Annotated in this window: 14 protein-coding genes; 7 read left to right on the top strand and 7 right to left on the bottom strand. The window is 32.3% G+C overall.

Features of this window, described 5'->3' with window-relative positions:
* Window positions 1–215: 215 nt before the first annotated feature.
* The 4 genes from QWY99_RS14845 (at window position 216) to QWY99_RS14830 (ending at window position 6,287) form a co-directional block, all read left to right on the top strand.
* Entirely contained in the window at window positions 216–1,166 is a 951-nt protein-coding gene (locus tag QWY99_RS14845) for a PhoH family protein (protein WP_290266379.1), read from the top strand.
* Window positions 1,167–1,407: 241 nt separating this feature from the next.
* Complete coding sequence (locus QWY99_RS14840; protein ID WP_290266378.1) at window positions 1,408–2,241, top strand: Cof-type HAD-IIB family hydrolase; 834 nt, start codon at window positions 1,408–1,410, stop codon at window positions 2,239–2,241.
* Window positions 2,242–2,834: 593 nt separating this feature from the next.
* Window positions 2,835–5,186: a S9 family peptidase gene (locus tag QWY99_RS14835; RefSeq protein ID WP_290266377.1), complete on the top strand. Its 2,352-nt coding sequence runs from the start codon at window positions 2,835–2,837 to the stop codon at window positions 5,184–5,186.
* 150 nt (window positions 5,187–5,336) lie between these two features.
* The gene (locus tag QWY99_RS14830) at window positions 5,337–6,287 is read left to right on the top strand and encodes a phosphoribosylaminoimidazolesuccinocarboxamide synthase (RefSeq protein ID WP_290266375.1); all 951 of its coding nucleotides are present in this window, start codon (window positions 5,337–5,339) and stop codon (window positions 6,285–6,287) included.
* Between the two features lie 63 nt (window positions 6,288–6,350).
* Here QWY99_RS14830 and QWY99_RS14825 read toward each other — a convergent pair whose 3' ends face one another.
* Together QWY99_RS14825 and QWY99_RS14820 are read right to left on the bottom strand one after the other, a co-directional pair.
* Complete coding sequence (locus tag QWY99_RS14825) at window positions 6,351–6,896, bottom strand: SRPBCC family protein (protein WP_290266373.1); 546 nt, start codon at window positions 6,894–6,896, stop codon at window positions 6,351–6,353.
* A gap of 25 nt (window positions 6,897–6,921) precedes the next feature.
* Window positions 6,922–7,377, bottom strand: a complete 456-nt coding sequence (locus QWY99_RS14820) for a DUF1801 domain-containing protein (protein WP_290266372.1) — start codon at window positions 7,375–7,377, stop codon at window positions 6,922–6,924.
* 218 nt (window positions 7,378–7,595) lie between these two features.
* On the opposite strand from QWY99_RS14820, the gene QWY99_RS14815 reads away from it, so the two are divergent.
* From QWY99_RS14815 to QWY99_RS14805, 3 genes are all read left to right on the top strand, one after another.
* Window positions 7,596–7,988 (top strand): ankyrin repeat domain-containing protein, encoded by a 393-nt coding sequence (locus QWY99_RS14815; protein WP_290266371.1) that lies wholly within the window; start codon window positions 7,596–7,598, stop codon window positions 7,986–7,988.
* A 225-nt stretch (window positions 7,989–8,213) separates the two neighbouring features.
* Window positions 8,214–8,585 carry an ankyrin repeat domain-containing protein gene (locus tag QWY99_RS14810; protein WP_290266370.1) on the top strand — a complete coding sequence of 124 codons (372 nt, stop codon included), beginning with the start codon at window positions 8,214–8,216 and terminating at the stop codon, window positions 8,583–8,585.
* Window positions 8,586–8,931: 346 nt separating this feature from the next.
* The gene (locus QWY99_RS14805; RefSeq protein WP_290266369.1) at window positions 8,932–9,315 is read left to right on the top strand and encodes an ankyrin repeat domain-containing protein; all 384 of its coding nucleotides are present in this window, start codon (window positions 8,932–8,934) and stop codon (window positions 9,313–9,315) included.
* 78 nt (window positions 9,316–9,393) lie between these two features.
* On the opposite strand, the gene QWY99_RS14800 is transcribed toward QWY99_RS14805, so the two are convergent.
* From QWY99_RS14800 to QWY99_RS14780, 5 genes are all read right to left on the bottom strand, one after another.
* Window positions 9,394–10,482 (bottom strand): M42 family metallopeptidase, encoded by a 1,089-nt coding sequence (locus QWY99_RS14800; protein WP_290266368.1) that lies wholly within the window; start codon window positions 10,480–10,482, stop codon window positions 9,394–9,396.
* Between the two features lie 726 nt (window positions 10,483–11,208).
* On the bottom strand, window positions 11,209–12,222 hold the full coding sequence (locus QWY99_RS14795; protein ID WP_290266367.1) for an FAD:protein FMN transferase: 1,014 nt from the start codon (window positions 12,220–12,222) through the stop codon (window positions 11,209–11,211).
* A gap of 22 nt (window positions 12,223–12,244) precedes the next feature.
* Window positions 12,245–14,434 carry a PepSY domain-containing protein gene (locus QWY99_RS14790; RefSeq protein WP_290266366.1) on the bottom strand — a complete coding sequence of 730 codons (2,190 nt, stop codon included), beginning with the start codon at window positions 14,432–14,434 and terminating at the stop codon, window positions 12,245–12,247.
* A gap of 9 nt (window positions 14,435–14,443) precedes the next feature.
* The gene (locus QWY99_RS14785; RefSeq protein WP_290266365.1) at window positions 14,444–14,929 is read right to left on the bottom strand and encodes a DUF2271 domain-containing protein; all 486 of its coding nucleotides are present in this window, start codon (window positions 14,927–14,929) and stop codon (window positions 14,444–14,446) included.
* A 78-nt stretch (window positions 14,930–15,007) separates the two neighbouring features.
* Window positions 15,008–16,504 (bottom strand): ankyrin repeat domain-containing protein, encoded by a 1,497-nt coding sequence (locus QWY99_RS14780; RefSeq protein WP_290266364.1) that lies wholly within the window; start codon window positions 16,502–16,504, stop codon window positions 15,008–15,010.
* Window positions 16,505–16,802 lie beyond the last annotated feature (298 nt).

The raw sequence follows: 16,802 nt of genomic DNA, 5'->3' as shown, positions 1-16,802 counted from the left end.
TTCGACTCCGCTCAGGATGACATTGGATACTGAACACTGCGACTGAAAACCGCGAAATTGAGAATCCGTTAAGGGTGGCACTGAGAACTGCGACTGTAAACTGAAACTCTGTTCATGATGAGACTGAGTACTGCAAACTGAGACTGAACACTAAAAAAAAAGACCCGACAGCCATTTGATTTATAAAAATTAAATTTAATTTAAAACTACCTCATTTGAACGAAAGAATAATCGAGCTAATAGACATCGCTCCAAAAGACTTTTGGGGCGCTCAAGACACTCATCTTGAAATAATCAAAAAGTACTACCCAAAGCTTAAAATAGTAGCAAGAGGGACTACTTTAAAAGCGTTCGGCGAAAAAGAAGTCTTGGATGAATTCGAAAAAAGATTTCAACGATTAATGGTTCATTTTACCCGTTACAATAATATTGACGATAACGTAATTGAACGAGTAATTATGAGTGATGGTCAGGATGAAAAAAAAGCATACGATCATGACAAAATATTAGTTCACGGCGTTGCAGGTAAAATTATCAGGGCTATGACACCCAACCAGCAACTGTTGGTAGATACCATTAAAAAGAATGACATGGTATTTGCTGTTGGTCCTGCCGGAACCGGAAAAACGTACACAGGTGTTGCAATGGCTGTAAAAGCACTTAAAGACAAAGAAGTAAAAAGGATCATACTTACGCGACCAGCAGTAGAAGCAGGGGAGAACCTTGGTTTTTTACCCGGCGATATGAAAGAAAAATTAGATCCATACATGCAACCTCTTTATGATGCTTTACGCGATATGTTGCCAAATGAAAAACTCGAAGATTATATCTTAAAAGGAATTATTCAGATTGCGCCATTAGCATTTATGCGTGGACGTACACTTGATAATGCTTTTGTGATTTTGGATGAAGCGCAAAACACGACACATTCTCAAATGAAAATGTTCTTGACCCGTATGGGGAAAAATGCCAAATTCATGATTACTGGGGATCCTGGTCAAGTCGATTTGCCAAGAAGAACTATTTCTGGGCTTAAAGAAGCAATATTGGTACTTAAAGATGTTGATGGCATCGGAATTATTTATCTTGATGATAAAGACATTGTACGCCATCGATTGGTGAAAAAAGTAATTGATGCTTATAAACAAATAGAAAACAACGATTAATGTTGTGAGATGATTTTTGTAAAATGTGAAATGATTTTCACATGGAGCAGTTTTTAAGAAATATTCGTTTTATACAAATCTTTTAGAGAGTTGTGTAAAACGAATATTTTTTTAGTGGCTTAGTTAATTTTTGTTAAAGAAATAGTAAAGTTTAACTCATTTGCTTCACATTGTTTAATTTTCTTTGCTTGTCAATTTTCAAAGCGATATTTTTGTAAATCATAAATATTTGATACTTCATATGAATTCAGAATCTAAAAAAGTTAAAGTAATCATTACCGATTTAGATGGTACATTACTTAATCCAGAACATAAAATTTCTTCTTATACAAAATCAGTTTTTCATGAACTGTATAATCAAAACTATCTTATAATTGTTGCTACTGGGCGTCATCATCTTGATGCATTAGGGATTATTGATACTTTAGATATTCCAGTTTATTTGGTAAGTTCTAATGGAGCACGTATTCATTCACCAGATAAGAAAGAGCTTTTTGCTTTTAATATTGAGAATGATGTCGTAAAATCGGCTTTGAGTGTTGATATAGACCCAGAAATTACCACAGTTTTATTTAAAGAAGATGTTTGGCTTACCAATAGATTGAGTGAAAAATTAAATAGTTTTCAAGCCGATTTAGTGTATCATCCAGAATTAGTTGATTATTCAAAATTGGAGGATTATAGTGCTATAAAAATATTCTTCACGCATGAGGATCATGAAAAATTAGTTGCATTAAAAGATGTGATCTTAAGCACAAATTCAGATACATTGCACCATGCTTTTAGTTTGCCAAATTGCCTTGAGTTTATGGATAAATCTGTAGATAAAAGTGTTGCAATTGCTAAAGTTTTGGAGAAAGAGAATCTAACTTTTGAAGAAGCAATTTCTTTTGGAGATGGTTTTAATGATGTGAAAATGTTATTGTCTACAGGAAAAGGACTGATTATGGGTAACGCTCCTCAAAACTTAAAAAACGAGTTATCACATATGGAAGTAATTAATACCAATAAAGAAGACGGTGTAGCGAAATATTTATCTGAAAAGATTTTAGGTAAAATTCCAGCATCAATTTAGAAAGCAAAGAGATTTCTTTTTTTAATCATATTCAAAGCGTTTCAATCATTTTGGCAAGTACTAAAAAGGTTGAAACGTTTTGTCATTCTAGTATAAACAGTTGTTAGTCTTCAGTCTTCAGTCTTCAGTCTCAGTCTTCAGTCTTCAGTCTTCAGTCTCGGTCTCAGTCTCAGTCTCGGTCTCAGTTCTCAGTCTTTAGTTTCAGTTTACGGTCAAATCTTTTCTCTTTTCTCTTTTCTCTGACTTCTCACATCTTCACAACTCAATATTTTCATCATTAGGAACGAAGAACCGTGCGATAGCGAATAGAAGAAGTAATCTCGTGAAGAGACTAACGAAAAACTTTCTTACAATTGTGGAGTTACTTTAAGAGTTCCTTCCTTCGTCAGGAAGACAAGATTAGGTTGTTCTCTGTATTCAGTTTTCAGTCTCAGTTTGCGGTCACATCTTTTCTCTTTTCTCTTTTCTCTTTCCTCTTTCCTCTGACTTCTTCACATCTCACTTTTATCTGCATAAAATAATTTCAACAAACAGTTATTTTTATCATTATTAATTTTCAAAGTGTATTTTTGTGTCAATCAAATAACATAAAAATGACTAAAAATATCATTGCAGTTGCCTTATTGGTTTTTTCAATATCGGGTAAAAGTCAGAACCTAAAGTTGGAAGAAATCATGAAAGGCGATTCATTTGTAGGGGTGCAGCCAACAAATCAACATTGGAGTTTAGACGGTAAAAAGGTTTACTTCGATTGGAATCCGAATAACGACTTAGGATTAAGTACTTATTTCTGGGAAAAAGGAATGACAAAACCATTACTTGCCCAACCAAAAGAAGCCGCTTTCTCTCAATTGGATTTTAAAAGAAACCCCACATCCGATATTGCTTATTATATCGACAACGGAAGTTTGTATTCGTACACTATATCAAATAAGCTTACAAAAAAGTTATTCCAGCAATCCAATCCGATTTCTAATTTAGAATTGGGTTTTGAAGCTGGAATTTTATTTTTTCAGCAAAATGATAATTTATTTAAATACAATACCAAAGAAGGTACAATTGTACAAATCTCAAACTTTAATAGCGGAGATAAAGCAGAGAAAGAATCAAGCAAAGATTCGTTTTTGAAAACACAGCAAAAAGAGTTGTTTCAGTTTATTAGAGACAAAGAAGCTAAAAAAGAATGGAATACTGCTAAAAAGAATAGCGTTAAATCAGATTTTCCAAAAGGATATTATTATGGAAAAAAAGAGGAGTTTCAAAGTCTTAAAGTTAATCCAAATGGAAATTTTGCAACATTTAGTCTGATTGAAAAATCGGATGTTAGAAAAGAAAAAATGGAAGTTTTTATTACTGCCGATGGATATAATCAATCTCCAGATACTAAAGAAAAAGTTTCTGTTGACAATTTTGTAAAGACCAGATTTGGAATTTATTCGGTTGCTAAAGATTCTGTTTATTTCGTGAACTTTTCAACATTAAGTCATATTCAGGATGTGCCTAAATATTATGATTCGTATGAAAATTTGAAGAATAAAGAGAAGTCAGATAAACTAATTGTTGTTCAAGCACCAGTTTATAATTCAAATGGAACATTGGCTATAGCCGAAATAAGAAGTCAAGATAATAAAGACAGATGGTTGATTAGTTTGGATTTGAATAAAGGAACTTTTCAGGAAATCGAACATCAACATGACGAAGCTTGGATTGGAGGACCTGGGATTCCATCGTATGCTTTTGATTCAGGAACTTTAGGATTCCTTTCAGACAACGAAACGATTTATTTTCAATCAGAAGCTACAGGATATTCGCATTTGTATACTTACAATTTAAAGTCAAAAAAGAAATCACAGCTGACTAGTGGAAATTGGGAAGTAAGAGATTTGACTTTGTCAAAAGATAAAAAGACATTTTATTTAACTACAAATACAACGCATCCAGGAAATAGAAATTTCTATAAATTGGCAGTTGCCAATGGTGTTTTAGAGCCAGTTTTAACTAAAGATGGTGCATATGAAGTAAGTTTGTCACCAGATGAAAAAACGTTGTTGGTGCGTTATTCTTATAAAAATAAGCCATGGGAATTGTATATTGGTGAGAATAAAAAGAATACAGCGTTACAGCAAATAACATCTTCGACTACAGAAGAGTTTAAAAAATACCAATGGAGAGAACCAGAGGTAATTACATATAAGGCACAAGATGGGACTACCGTTTATGCGAGATTATATACTCCAAAAACCGAAAAGAAGAACCAAGCAGCCATATTATTTGTTCATGGTGCAGGATACTTACAAAACGCGCACAACTATTGGAGTAATTACCATAGAGAATATATGTTTCATAATATGTTGACTGATTTAGGTTACACTGTTTTGGATATTGATTATAGAGGTAGTGATGGATACGGACGAGATGTTAGAACTGGAATATACCGTTTTATGGGGGGAAAAGATTTATCGGATCAAATTGATGGAAAGAAATACCTAGTTGATAATTACGGAATCGACGCTAGTAGAGTAGGGATTTACGGTGGTTCTTATGGAGGGTTTATTACTTTAATGGGAATGCTTACTACTCCGGGGGAATTTGCTTCGGGAGCTGCATTGCGTTCAGTTACTGATTGGGCACACTACAATCACGGTTATACAGGAAATATTCTAAATTTTCCTGAAACAGATCCAGATGCATACAAAAAAAGTTCTCCAATTTATTTTGCAAATAACCTAAAAGGAAACTTATTGATGCTTCACGGGATGGTTGATGATAACGTTGAATACAAAGATATTGTGCGTATGTCTCAGCGTTTTATCGAATTAGGAAAGAAGAATTGGAGTCTTTCGTCATTCCCAGTTGAAGCACACGGATTTAAAGAAACGTACTCTTGGATTGATGAATATGACAGAATATTGAATTTATTTAATGACACGCTTTTAAAAAAGTAATTATTTAGTCTCCATTTTCAGTCTCAGTATGTAAATTCTTAACTTTGATTGAAACTGAATACTTCTTTTTTTCTTTGCGTGCTCTTTTAAATAGTTTTAAATTTGCATCTATAAAACACGAAACAACACAACACAACACAACAAATAATAATGAGCAATACAATTACAACTACTAATTTTAATTTTCCAAATCAGAAATCGGTTTATCGCGGAAAAGTTAGAGAGGTTTATAATATCAACGATGAACTTTTGGTGATGGTTGCTACCGACAGGCTTTCGGCTTTTGATGTAGTTCTACCGAAGGGAATTCCATATAAAGGACAAATCTTAAACCAGATTGCAACTAAATTCATGGAACTTACTAAAGATATTGTTCCGAATTGGTTAATTGCAACGCCAGATCCAAATGTTGCTGTAGGTCATTTATGTGATCCATTCAAGGTAGAAATGGTAATTAGAGGTTATGTTTCTGGTCATGCAGCACGTGAATACGCTGCAGGAAAAAGAGAAATTTGTGGTGTTGCTATGCCAGAAGGATTAAAGGAAAACGATAAATTTCCAACTCCTATCATTACACCAACTACCAAGGCTGATAATGGAGAGCATGATGCTGATATTTCGCGTGAAGCGATTCTTTCTAGAGGTATAGTTACTGAAGAAGATTACCTAGTTTTAGAAAAATATACAAGAGCTTTATTTCAAAGAGGAACTGAAATTGCAGCAAGTCGTGGCTTAATTTTAGTAGATACTAAATATGAGTTTGGAAAAACTAAAGACGGAGTTATTGTTTTAATTGATGAAATTCATACTCCAGATTCTTCTCGTTATTTTTATGCAGATGGATACCAAGAGAGACAAGATAGAGGAGAAGAGCAAAAACAATTATCAAAAGAATTTGTACGTCGTTGGTTAATCGAAAATGGATTTCAAGGACAAGAAGGACAACAGATCCCAGATATGAATGATGCTTATATCGAATCTGTATCTGAGCGTTATATCGAGTTATATGAAAATATACTAGGAGAAAAATTTGTTAAAGCCGATATTGATAATATCGACCAACGTATTGAGAAGAATGTACTCGCTTATTTGAGTAAATAAGATTTACTTAAAATAAAAAATAATGAAACCCCACAACTTTAAATTGTGGGGTTATTTTTTTTGTCATTGTTGTTCTTCTAGAATAATTTTTAAATTTTGAAGCCCCGTTTCTAGTTGCTCTCCAAGCATTTGATCTATATTCATAAAGGCAAGCATTAAGTTCATAGGATAAGGTGAACTACCATCAAATGCCCATTTAACTTCAGTTTGTGTTGGAGTAATTTCTACGGTTGTAATATTGGCCTTTGCTGTTGATTCCATTGGTGTTTTAAAACGTAATTCATATTCTATTCGTTCGTTAGGAATAATTATTTTTATTTCTTGTTCTCCTTTGCCTACATTTTTATTGGTACTATCCCAACCAGATATGGCCCCCACAGTTCCGTCAGTTCCAGAAAATGTTTTTTTCATAGCAGGGTCTAATCTTGCCCATACACTAAAATTGTTTTGATTCTTTAGATACTTCACATAGTTAAAGACACTATCAATTGGTTTCTTGATTGTGACCTCCCTTTCTACATGGTATTCTTTTGGCAAAAACAAGGCCACTATTAATGCTAATATTACAATACTTAAAAGCCCGAGAATAATTTTTTTGATAACATTCATAGTTGTATAATTAAGTGGTTTATAATTATTTTTTAAACTGTGTTTCATAACAATTAATCCAATCTGCAACAGACATTTTTTGTACAAGGGTTGCTATTAGATCATAAGGAATGGTATCCATTTTTTTAAAACGAATGCAACTTTTCCCCATATCTAGTTTTTGCTTGCAGTATTTAGGATATTCGGAGACAAACCATTGTAGTAATTCGGGTTTAGCATAAATTCCCATGTGGTATAATGCTATAAAGTTTTTTTGTGATGCTATATTTATAAATGGTAAAGGTAATTTAGGATTGCAATGATAACCAGCTGGATAAATTGAATGTGGCACCAGATAACCGATCATTCCATAGCTTATTTCTTCAGTAAATCCCTTGGGGATATTATTAAGTATTGTTTCATGAAGTTTTATAAAAGGAAGTTTTCTATCCTCAGGGAGTGATGCTAAATATTCTTTGATTGTTTTGGCCTCTGACTGCATTTTATGGTTTTTATTGTAAAGTTAAATAAAATTTAGTGTACTGAATTGCAATTAGTTATAAAAGTAAATACTTCTTTTTTAGTTTTTATTATTTATAATGCAACCTTTTTGTTTTTTTATACGTCTCATTGATATACGTGGCTTCTTTGTGTTTGTAAAAAAAAATCAAGAAGTTAATCTTGTAAAAATCATCAAAAATCAATCAAAAAACTATCATCATGAAAAAATCAATCGTTTATTTCGGAATTGCTTTAGTTCCTTTCCTTTCTATTGCACATGCATCTGGTTCAGAGTTTAGCTTTCATAGTAATTATAATGTTGTTGCCCAGAGCTATGACAGAAGTCCTTTGAATGTTGCTATTAGTCAAGGCGATATTGAAACGGTCAATAGATTTATTAATTACGGGGCTGATTTAAATAAAATAGTAAACGGAATGTCTCCATTGATGACGGCTGCTCGTTACAATAAAGTAGAAATTATTAAACTATTAATTTCTAAAGGTGCTGTTTTAAGTATCGAAAACAAAAGAGGATATACAGCATTGAAATATGCCGAAGTTTCTAAAGCAAAAGAGGCAGTGGTACTTTTAAAAAGGATTCTTGAAAAATAACTGTTGCTTTAAATTTATTTTGAGGAACATTAATCTCTTTTTTTTTTATCAAAGTATGTTCAACAAATAATTTTATTCCAATAGATAAGAAAGAAGTTAAAATTGTACGATAATTATGTAACATTTAGTTTGTTTGTATGACTTATAATTATAACTATGTCTTTTTATGAAAGACATTTTTTTTATAATAAATCATCAATCAAATCATCAATCAAATCAATCATCATGAAAAAATCAATTATCTATTTAGGAGTAGCTTTAGTTACTTTTACAAATGTTGCACTAGCTTCGGATCATAAATCATTAAATCGAGATACGTATGTTAGTGTTGAGGTTAATCCTTTAAATACTGCCATTTGTAAAGGAGACATAGAAACCGTTAAAAAACTTTTAGAAAGCGGTGCTAGAATAAATAAGTTCTCAGGAGGTTTAACTCCATTAATGACAGCAGCTCGTTATAATAAAGTTGAAATTATTCATCTCTTACTTTCCAAAGGAGCCAATCCTCATATCACTGCCGATAATGGTTACAATGCTTTAAAATTTGCTGAAGTTTCAAAAGCTTTAGATGCTGTAGCAATTTTAAAAAAATATTAATCGATATTATTTCTATAAATCAAAGCTTCAAATCGCACTCTTAGATTTGAGGCTTTTTTAAATTTAATAGTATTGATAGTTTTAATTTAACGATATTTAAATACCTGATATATAATGTTTTATTTGTTCTGAAATAGTGTAACATTTTATTTATTTATTCGTCTATATAGTATAGTTCTTTTTTTTGAAAACAATTATTTAAAACTGAGCTTCTAATTTTAAGCGAATGTTAATTATTAGTTAAAACAAAGTACCTTGCAAAGCATAATACTAATTTTAAATATATATTTGTATAAGAATTAATAAAGATTCTAAATCATCAATCATCAATCAAAAAACAATCACCATGAAAAATTCAATCGTTTATTTAGGAATAGCTTTAGTAGCTTTTGTTAATGTTTCTTTAGCTTCAAATCCAGTTCAAAATTCATTTATCAATAGCAAAACTATTGTTTCAGACTTTGATCCGGCACCTTTAAATACAGCTATAAGAAAAGGAGATATTGAAACCGTTAAGAAGTTTATTGAATATGGAGCAGATGTTAATACTGTTTCAGAAGATTTGACCCCATTAATGACTGCAGCGCGCTATAACAAAGCAGAGATTATAAAATTTTTACTAACGAATGGAGCGGATAGTAAAATTAAAAATGATAAAGGTTATACTGCATTAAAATATGCTGAATTATCTAATGCAACAGATGCAATTGCGCTTTTAAAAAGAGACTAATTGGTTATTATAGTAAGTAAAAATCCCCGCAAATCTGATTACGATTTGCGGGGATTTTAATTATAGCTAGTTTAAATTTTATTTGAAATAAGAAAAAGTTTCTTCGTTTTCAATTTTAAGTAATGATTGGTAAATCAATTTGATTACATTTTCAACGTCATCACGGTGAACCATTTCTACAGTAGTATGCATGTATCTTAAAGGAAGCGAAATTAAAGCAGATGCTACACCACCATTGCTGTATGCAAATGCATCAGTATCTGTACCAGTAACACGAGATGATGCTAAACGTTGAAACGGAATTTTGTTAGCTTCTGCTGCATCAATTATTAGTTCACGTAGATTATTTTGAACTGCAGGTGCATAAGTAATAACTGGTCCCAAACCAATTTTAGTGTCTCCTTCAATTTTCTTTTCAATCATTGGAGTTGTCGAATCGTGGCAAACATCAGTAACAATAGCTACATTAGGTTTGATTGTTTTGGTAATCATTTCAGCACCACGTAAACCAACTTCTTCTTGAACTGAGTTTGTAATGTACAATCCAAACGGAAGTTTTACTTTATTTTCATGTAGCAAACGAGCTACTTCGGCGATCATAAAACCTCCCATACGGTTGTCAATAGCACGACAAACAAATTTGTTTTCGTTTAAGATCATAAACTCATCAGGATAGGTAATAACACAACCTACATGCACTCCCATTTTTTCTACTTGCTCTTTGGTTTCGCAACCTAAATCAATAAAAATATTACTGATTTTTGGAGTTTCTTCTTTATCGCGTAATCTGGTGTGAATTGCAGGCCATCCAAAAACACCTTTAACGATTCCGTTTTTGGTATGGATATTTACTCTTTTTGAAGGAGCAATTTGGTGATCAGATCCACCATTTCTTATTACATATATTAATCCGTCTTCTGTAATGTAGTTTACATACCATGAAATTTCATCAGCATGTCCCTCAATAACTACTTTATATGGAGCGTCTGGGTTTATAACTCCTACAGCTGTTCCGTATGTATCGGTAATAAAAGTATCAACATAAGGTTTTAAATAATCCATCCAAATCTTTTGACCTTCGCTTTCGTAGCCAGTTGGGGATGCATTATTAAGATAGCTTTCTAAAAAAGTAATCGAACTATCATTTAAGATTGATTTTGTGCTCATAAAATATTTTTTTGCTTATTTATAAATTTGTATTTGATATACTTTACCAACGTATTTTAAAAGATTATGTAAGTGAATAATCTTTTCTTTGGTTTGAAATTTAGACAAAAGAGAGTAATAAGTTAGCTCGTAATTTATTATACATTTATAGTGCCTAAATACAAAGTATGTTGAAACAAAAGTAAACTTAATTTTCAGGAATGACAAACAAGGGGGTTTTAGATTTCAGTCTCAGTGCTCAGTCTCGGTTTGCAGTCTCAGTTTGCAGTCTCAGTTTGCAGTCTCAGTGTACAGTCTCAGTGTTCAGTCTCAGTTTACGGTCACATCTTTTCTCTTTCATCTTTCATCTTTCACTCAGTCTCAGTCTCGGTTTGCAGTCTCAGTGCTCAGTTAAAAATAAACCTTTGTCTTTAAGTACCTAGTCACAGTGCTCAGTATTCACTTAAAGACAGCTTTGCGTCCTTTGCGTAAAACGTTGCGTTCTTAGCGGTTAATTTCCCAGTCTCAGTTTGCAGTCTCAGTTTGCAGTCTCGGTTTGCAGTCTCGGTTTGCAGTCTCAGTTTACGGTCACATCTTTTCTCTTTCCTCTTTCATCTTTCACTCAGTCTCAGTCTCGGTTTCAGTCACAGTGCTCAGTTAAACACTTCTTTACATCCTTTGCGTAAAACGTTGCGTTCTTTGCGGTTAAGTGAGTTGAGATATTGTGTTTTAGGAATAGCTAGTGAATTAGAGTTTGGCTTTAATTTTTTTGATTCGAAAGTTCTCTGATTTTATAACTTTTCCCTTATCAGTAATAAGCAAAGAACTATAATCTGGAAATTTTTTAAGTAAAAGCAAGCCCTCTTTTTTTCCGAGTACCATAATAGAAGTACTTAAGCCATTTGCCATTTCAGCATTTGGGCCAAAAATTGTTACACTGCATAAGCCCGTTGCTGGGTATCCAGTTGCAGGATTTATGATGTGTGAATAGCGTTTGCCATTAAGAACGACAAATTTCTCATAGCTTCCTGAAGTCGTTACTGCTTCTTGCTCAAGTGACACAGCTGCTAAAAGTTTTTCTGGATTAAACGGATTGGTGATACCTATTTTCCAAGGAGCTCCATTAGGTTGTTTTCCCCAGGTACTCATATCTCCTGATCCATTTATGATTCCAGCTTTGATACCTTTTGCTAACATCATATCACGACATTTATCGGCAGCATAACCTTCTCCAAGAGCACCAAATCCTATTTTCATCCCTTTTAATTTTAGGAATATAGTAGAATTTACAGAATCTAAAATGATATTTTTATAGCCTACTTTCTCTACGGATTTTTTGATGTTTTCTTCCGATGGCATTTCGGTCATTGATCCATCAAATTTCCAGATTCTATCCATTGCGGCAAAACTGATATCAAACCCACCATTTGTTATTTCAGATAAACGGATAGCTCTTTGTGTTAATTCAAAAACTTCACGATCTACTTTTATAGGTTTAATTCCGGAATTTTGACTTACTTCAGAAACTTGTGAATCAGATTTCCAATCAGAAATTAAATTTTCAATACGAGTAATTTCGGCAATACAGGCATCAATATTTTGTACAGCAGTAAGAGAGTCTTTTGCAACAATTGTAATATCAAAACGACTTCCCATGAGGAGAGTAGTTTTTTTACGTAAAACTTGTGCATTGCCATAAAAGCTACAGCTTATTACAAAAAGGAATAATAGTTTTTTTATAAAATTTTTATTAGTTGGCATGAATAGTGTCTTTTAAATAGGACTAATAACAATCAGTCAATATTTGTCCATTATTTTTAAAGTCTAAGATGCTTTTTCTTTGCTTAGCAAGGCATAATGCATCAAGAGCCAATTCTACATCCTTTTGCATAGCCAATGAGCCACAAATCATAATAGTACCACCTTGGAGTAATAATTCTACAAAGAAAGTAGCATCACGGTTTATAAGATCCATTACATAAATATGTTCTGCTTCACGTGATAGTGCCAAGTGGAAACTACCAAGTTGCTGTTTTTCAATCATGGTTGCAGCGAACTTTTTATATCCAGTAACCGTTTCTGTTTCCATTCTGAAACCACAATACAAATGAGTTTCTGTTTTTATTTTATTTTGTTCAATCATTCCAAGGAAAGGCGCAATACCTGTACCGTTTGAAATAAAAGCAACTTTTGGTGATTTTTTAGGAAAGTGAAAAGCTTCGTTCTTAAGAATTCTTGCTTTTATGGTAGAACCAATTTCAAGATTATTTAAATAACCAGAACCTAAACCTGGTGAATGGAGTTTTACAACTAATTGTACATTGCCTGAATGGTTACCGATAGAGTAGAGACGTTCTCTATTATCATTTGCAGGATAAACAGCTAATAAATCACCCGAAACAAATTTGGTTCTACTTCCTGTACGCAAAGTAAGTAGGAAAGTATGTTCTGAATCAGAAACAAGAGTTTTATCTATTACGACTAACTTTTCTAATCCTTTCGGTATTTCATTATATAAAGAAGGAGTAGGGGATAATGGGATTCCAGTTTTATCGCTCCATAATCTAACCCAGTTTACAAATTCTTCAGCAGATTTATCGTTTACAGTTTGAACATCTATTAAACGAGTAGCCCAGTTTTGTTCTTCTAAAACTGTATCAATTTCATAAGCAAAACCACAATAACTTGGATAAATTTTAGAACCAAATCCAACAACAGAAAAATGAACTTGATGTTCTTGGCTGTGTTTTTTTAGAATAGATGTAAATTTATCCCCATTAGAAGGAGCATCTCCTAATCCGTGTGTTGAGGTGAAAACTATGATATGTTCTGCTTTCGGAAAAGTTTTAAAATTATTCAATTCGGTTAAGAATACTTTTTCACCGTTTGCGATCAATTGTTTTTGAATTGCACTTGCAAATCGCAATGAGCTTCCATTTTCTGAACCAGCCAATAAAATAAATTTACTTTCGTCGGCTTTGAATTTATTTTTAATTCGGTTTGCTCTTCTCTTTAAGGTCATTACAAAACCAGAATAGATAAAAAACAAAATGTTTATACAAGCAATTGCTAGAACTATTGCCCATAAAGCATTAGTTTTTCCAGTATGGAGATTTAGACTCAAAAGAGCTAATTGCGTTCGCATTGGAGATAGCTTCTCTGTTACTACAGCTCCAGTTACTTGATTAACTTCAATCTCTCGGTCATTCAATTGAATGATATAATATTCTTCAGGATCATCTGAGAAAGGAAATTCAATTTTTTTAACATCAGACAAAAGAGTTTGTTTGAATATAGAAGGAGCGTCTTTTTTTTGTTCTGCAACCGTAATTGATTTTTCTTGCTTATTATTTTCTTTATCCATGAAAAAGTTAAACCTTTCCAATGTTAAATAAGTTCCCGTAAGCGCAATAATCAAAATTGGAATTAAACTCCATCTCCCCAATACAATGTGATAATATTGAGAAAAATAATCTTTGGTTACTTTTGAAAAGAATTTACGAACTCCCAGTTGTCTTTTAACAACAAGAACAAAGCCCGAAATCGAAATCAGAAAAAGTAAAAAAGAGATAAATCCAACAAAAAAACGTCCTGTTTCTTTCAAAAATAAAGAACGATGAAAAGCAGTAACCCATTGAACGAATTCTGTCTTTTTTAAAGGTGTTCCTAACTCTTTGGCACTTAAAGGATCAATATAAGCATTTACATCATTGCCATCTTGATCAATAGCTTGTAGCGTTACAAACTGATTGTGATCTACAGTTAACTCGGTAATTTCAGGATATACCTTTTTTAAAATAGGTAAAGTCTGTTCTAAAGTTATTGTATCAAAATTTGTAGCTCGGTAAGGAAGCGTTTTTTCTTGTACAGCATCGACTGCCAAAACTATTCCTGTAACAGATGCGACTAATAAGAACAAAGAAGAAAACAAAGCCAAAGCCAAGTGAGAGTAACGCCAAAAAGAAAGAATCATTATATGCTATTATATTTTATTTAATCTTACGTAACGAATATATCCCTTACCTTCTGTCTTAGCCGCCAATCCTTCAGTTGTAAGAGGGATTTCTAAATCGTTTACATAATATTTTTGATCTTCAACAGCGCTTTCAAATCTTAATTTGTATCCCGAATTGATTTTAGAATTTTCAATTTCTATTGTAGTAATACTTCTGTCTCCACCTGTTACAGATGCACCTGTTTTAGCACTAATATTATCAGACGAATTTTTAGAATGAAATTTATCCCATTCTTTTAGCGTATTGTACCATTTTTTATCATCTCCCATTACATAAAGAGTTTTCTCGTATGCTCCTTTAGGATTGATTAGAGAAACTACAATATAAGCACCTTCGCCCATATAGTTTGACATTTGAAGCATGCATTTGTATTTAGAAGCTTGTGCAGAAGCTTGAAAAGAAATAAGGCAGATAAGTGCTCCAGTAAGAGCTATTTTAAATATTGATTTCATAATGTAATTACATTTGTATTATTGATTTCTAGTAATGCGATTGTTTTTGTCGTTTCAAAGAGTCACAAATAGAATCTATTATTTTAAAAATTCAAGAGAGACATTCTTTTTTGTCAATGTTTCATTTTCCTTTGCTAATGCGTAGGCGCTTTCGTCAAATTCAGTTTGAATATCTTTTTTTGCACCAATAGATAATAAATATTTCAGGATTGAATCATCATTAGAAACCATTGCAGCTTTATGAAGAGCAGTTAAGCCATCTTTATTTTTAACATTTACGTCAATGTTTAGTGTAGCTAATTTCTTTAGCAATGTTAAATCATTTTTAGTCATTGCAATATGATATAAAGTACTTCCGTCTTTCTGAGCAGTAGCTAAGTTCAATCCTTTATCTTGAAGTAATTTTATTTTAGCTTCAAAAGGATCTTTTGCTGGAGCTGCTTCACGACCATTTTGCGGACGATATGATTGCACTAAATAAAAGCCTAAATTGTTACCGTCTTTATCTTTAACCGTAACGTCAGCACCTTTAGCTAAAAGTATGGCAACAGCTTCGGGAGTTCCAGATTTAATAGCAAATGTTAATGCAGATTCTCCTTTACCATTTTGTGCATTTATGTTTTTTACTACCGGAAGTAATTGCTCTAAAACGGCAGTATCTCTAGCCGAAGCAGCAATCATTAATGGTGTATTTCCGTCTTTATCTGCTTTGTTTGCATCTACACCTTTAACTAAGAAATATTTTACGATTTCTGTTTGATTAGGTTTAGCTACTAAAAAGTGAAAAACATTTTCTCCTGATTTAGTTGTTACAGTTGGTTTAATCTTAACTTCTTCAACTAGATATTTAAAAGTTTCAAGTGGAGTTGCATCTCTACGTGATCCTTGTGCTGCAAAAATAAGTGCGTTATCATTAAATTTCACTCCTTTTTCTAAAAGTTTCTTTAGTAGAGCAACGTTTCCAGATCTAGCAGCGTAATTAAAAGCCGTGTTTCCTTCGCTATCAATGTCTTTTAATGACATTCCTTTAGATGTAAAATAAGTTGAAAGTACTAAGTCTTTATCATTAGGAATTGCCATCAATAATAAATTAGCACCTCCTCTGTATTTTTTCTTTGGATCAATTCCTGCTTTAAAAAAAGTATCGTACAAAGCGGTATTAGACTGTCCGTTGCTAGCTGCGAAAACAACTGGAGTAGCCCCTTTACTGTCTTCAAGATTAATATCTGAACCTTTTGCAATAAGATATTCTACAAGTTCAATATTACCTTTATTTGCCGCCCAATGTAAATAAATACGACTGTCATGAGTTAATTTATTGACTGGATTACCTGGCTGTTCTAAAAGAAATTTTATAGTTGCTATTGGAGCATCAGTGTTAATAGCCAAAACAACTGGATCAAAAGCATTTTGATTTGGTTGAGCAGGGTTGCTTCCTTTTTCTATTTCGGCTTTAACAGCACTTACATCTGGTGAAGTTTTCCAAAAAGATTGTTCTAGTAAGGTGTTTTTTTGCTGTGCATTAACAAATAAAGTAGCAGCTAATGCTAGAGAAATAAAAAGATTCTTCTTCATATTTATGTATTTATTGTTTATTGATTTTTTGACAAGATTTGTTTTTCTTAGTTTGAGACAACCTATCTATTTAGAATAAATAAGAATAGAGCAAATGTAAATATTAATATCTTTAAATCAAGTTTAATTTGTCAAAAAATAAAAATAATTGGTTACCTGATATCTAAACTTTTTTTAATGACTTCACTGTTTTATTGCATTCTTTTAAGAATTAGTTTATTTAATAATGGAGTTAAGTATTAGTTTATGTTGTTTACATGCTTATTTTTAATTAATCAAATTACTACAGTTACTATGG

Origin of the sequence: Flavobacterium branchiarum, assembly GCF_030409845.1 — a bacterium.
Lineage (GTDB): Bacteria > Bacteroidota > Bacteroidia > Flavobacteriales > Flavobacteriaceae > Flavobacterium > Flavobacterium branchiarum.
This window is presented reverse-complemented; position numbering and strand designations above follow the sequence as displayed.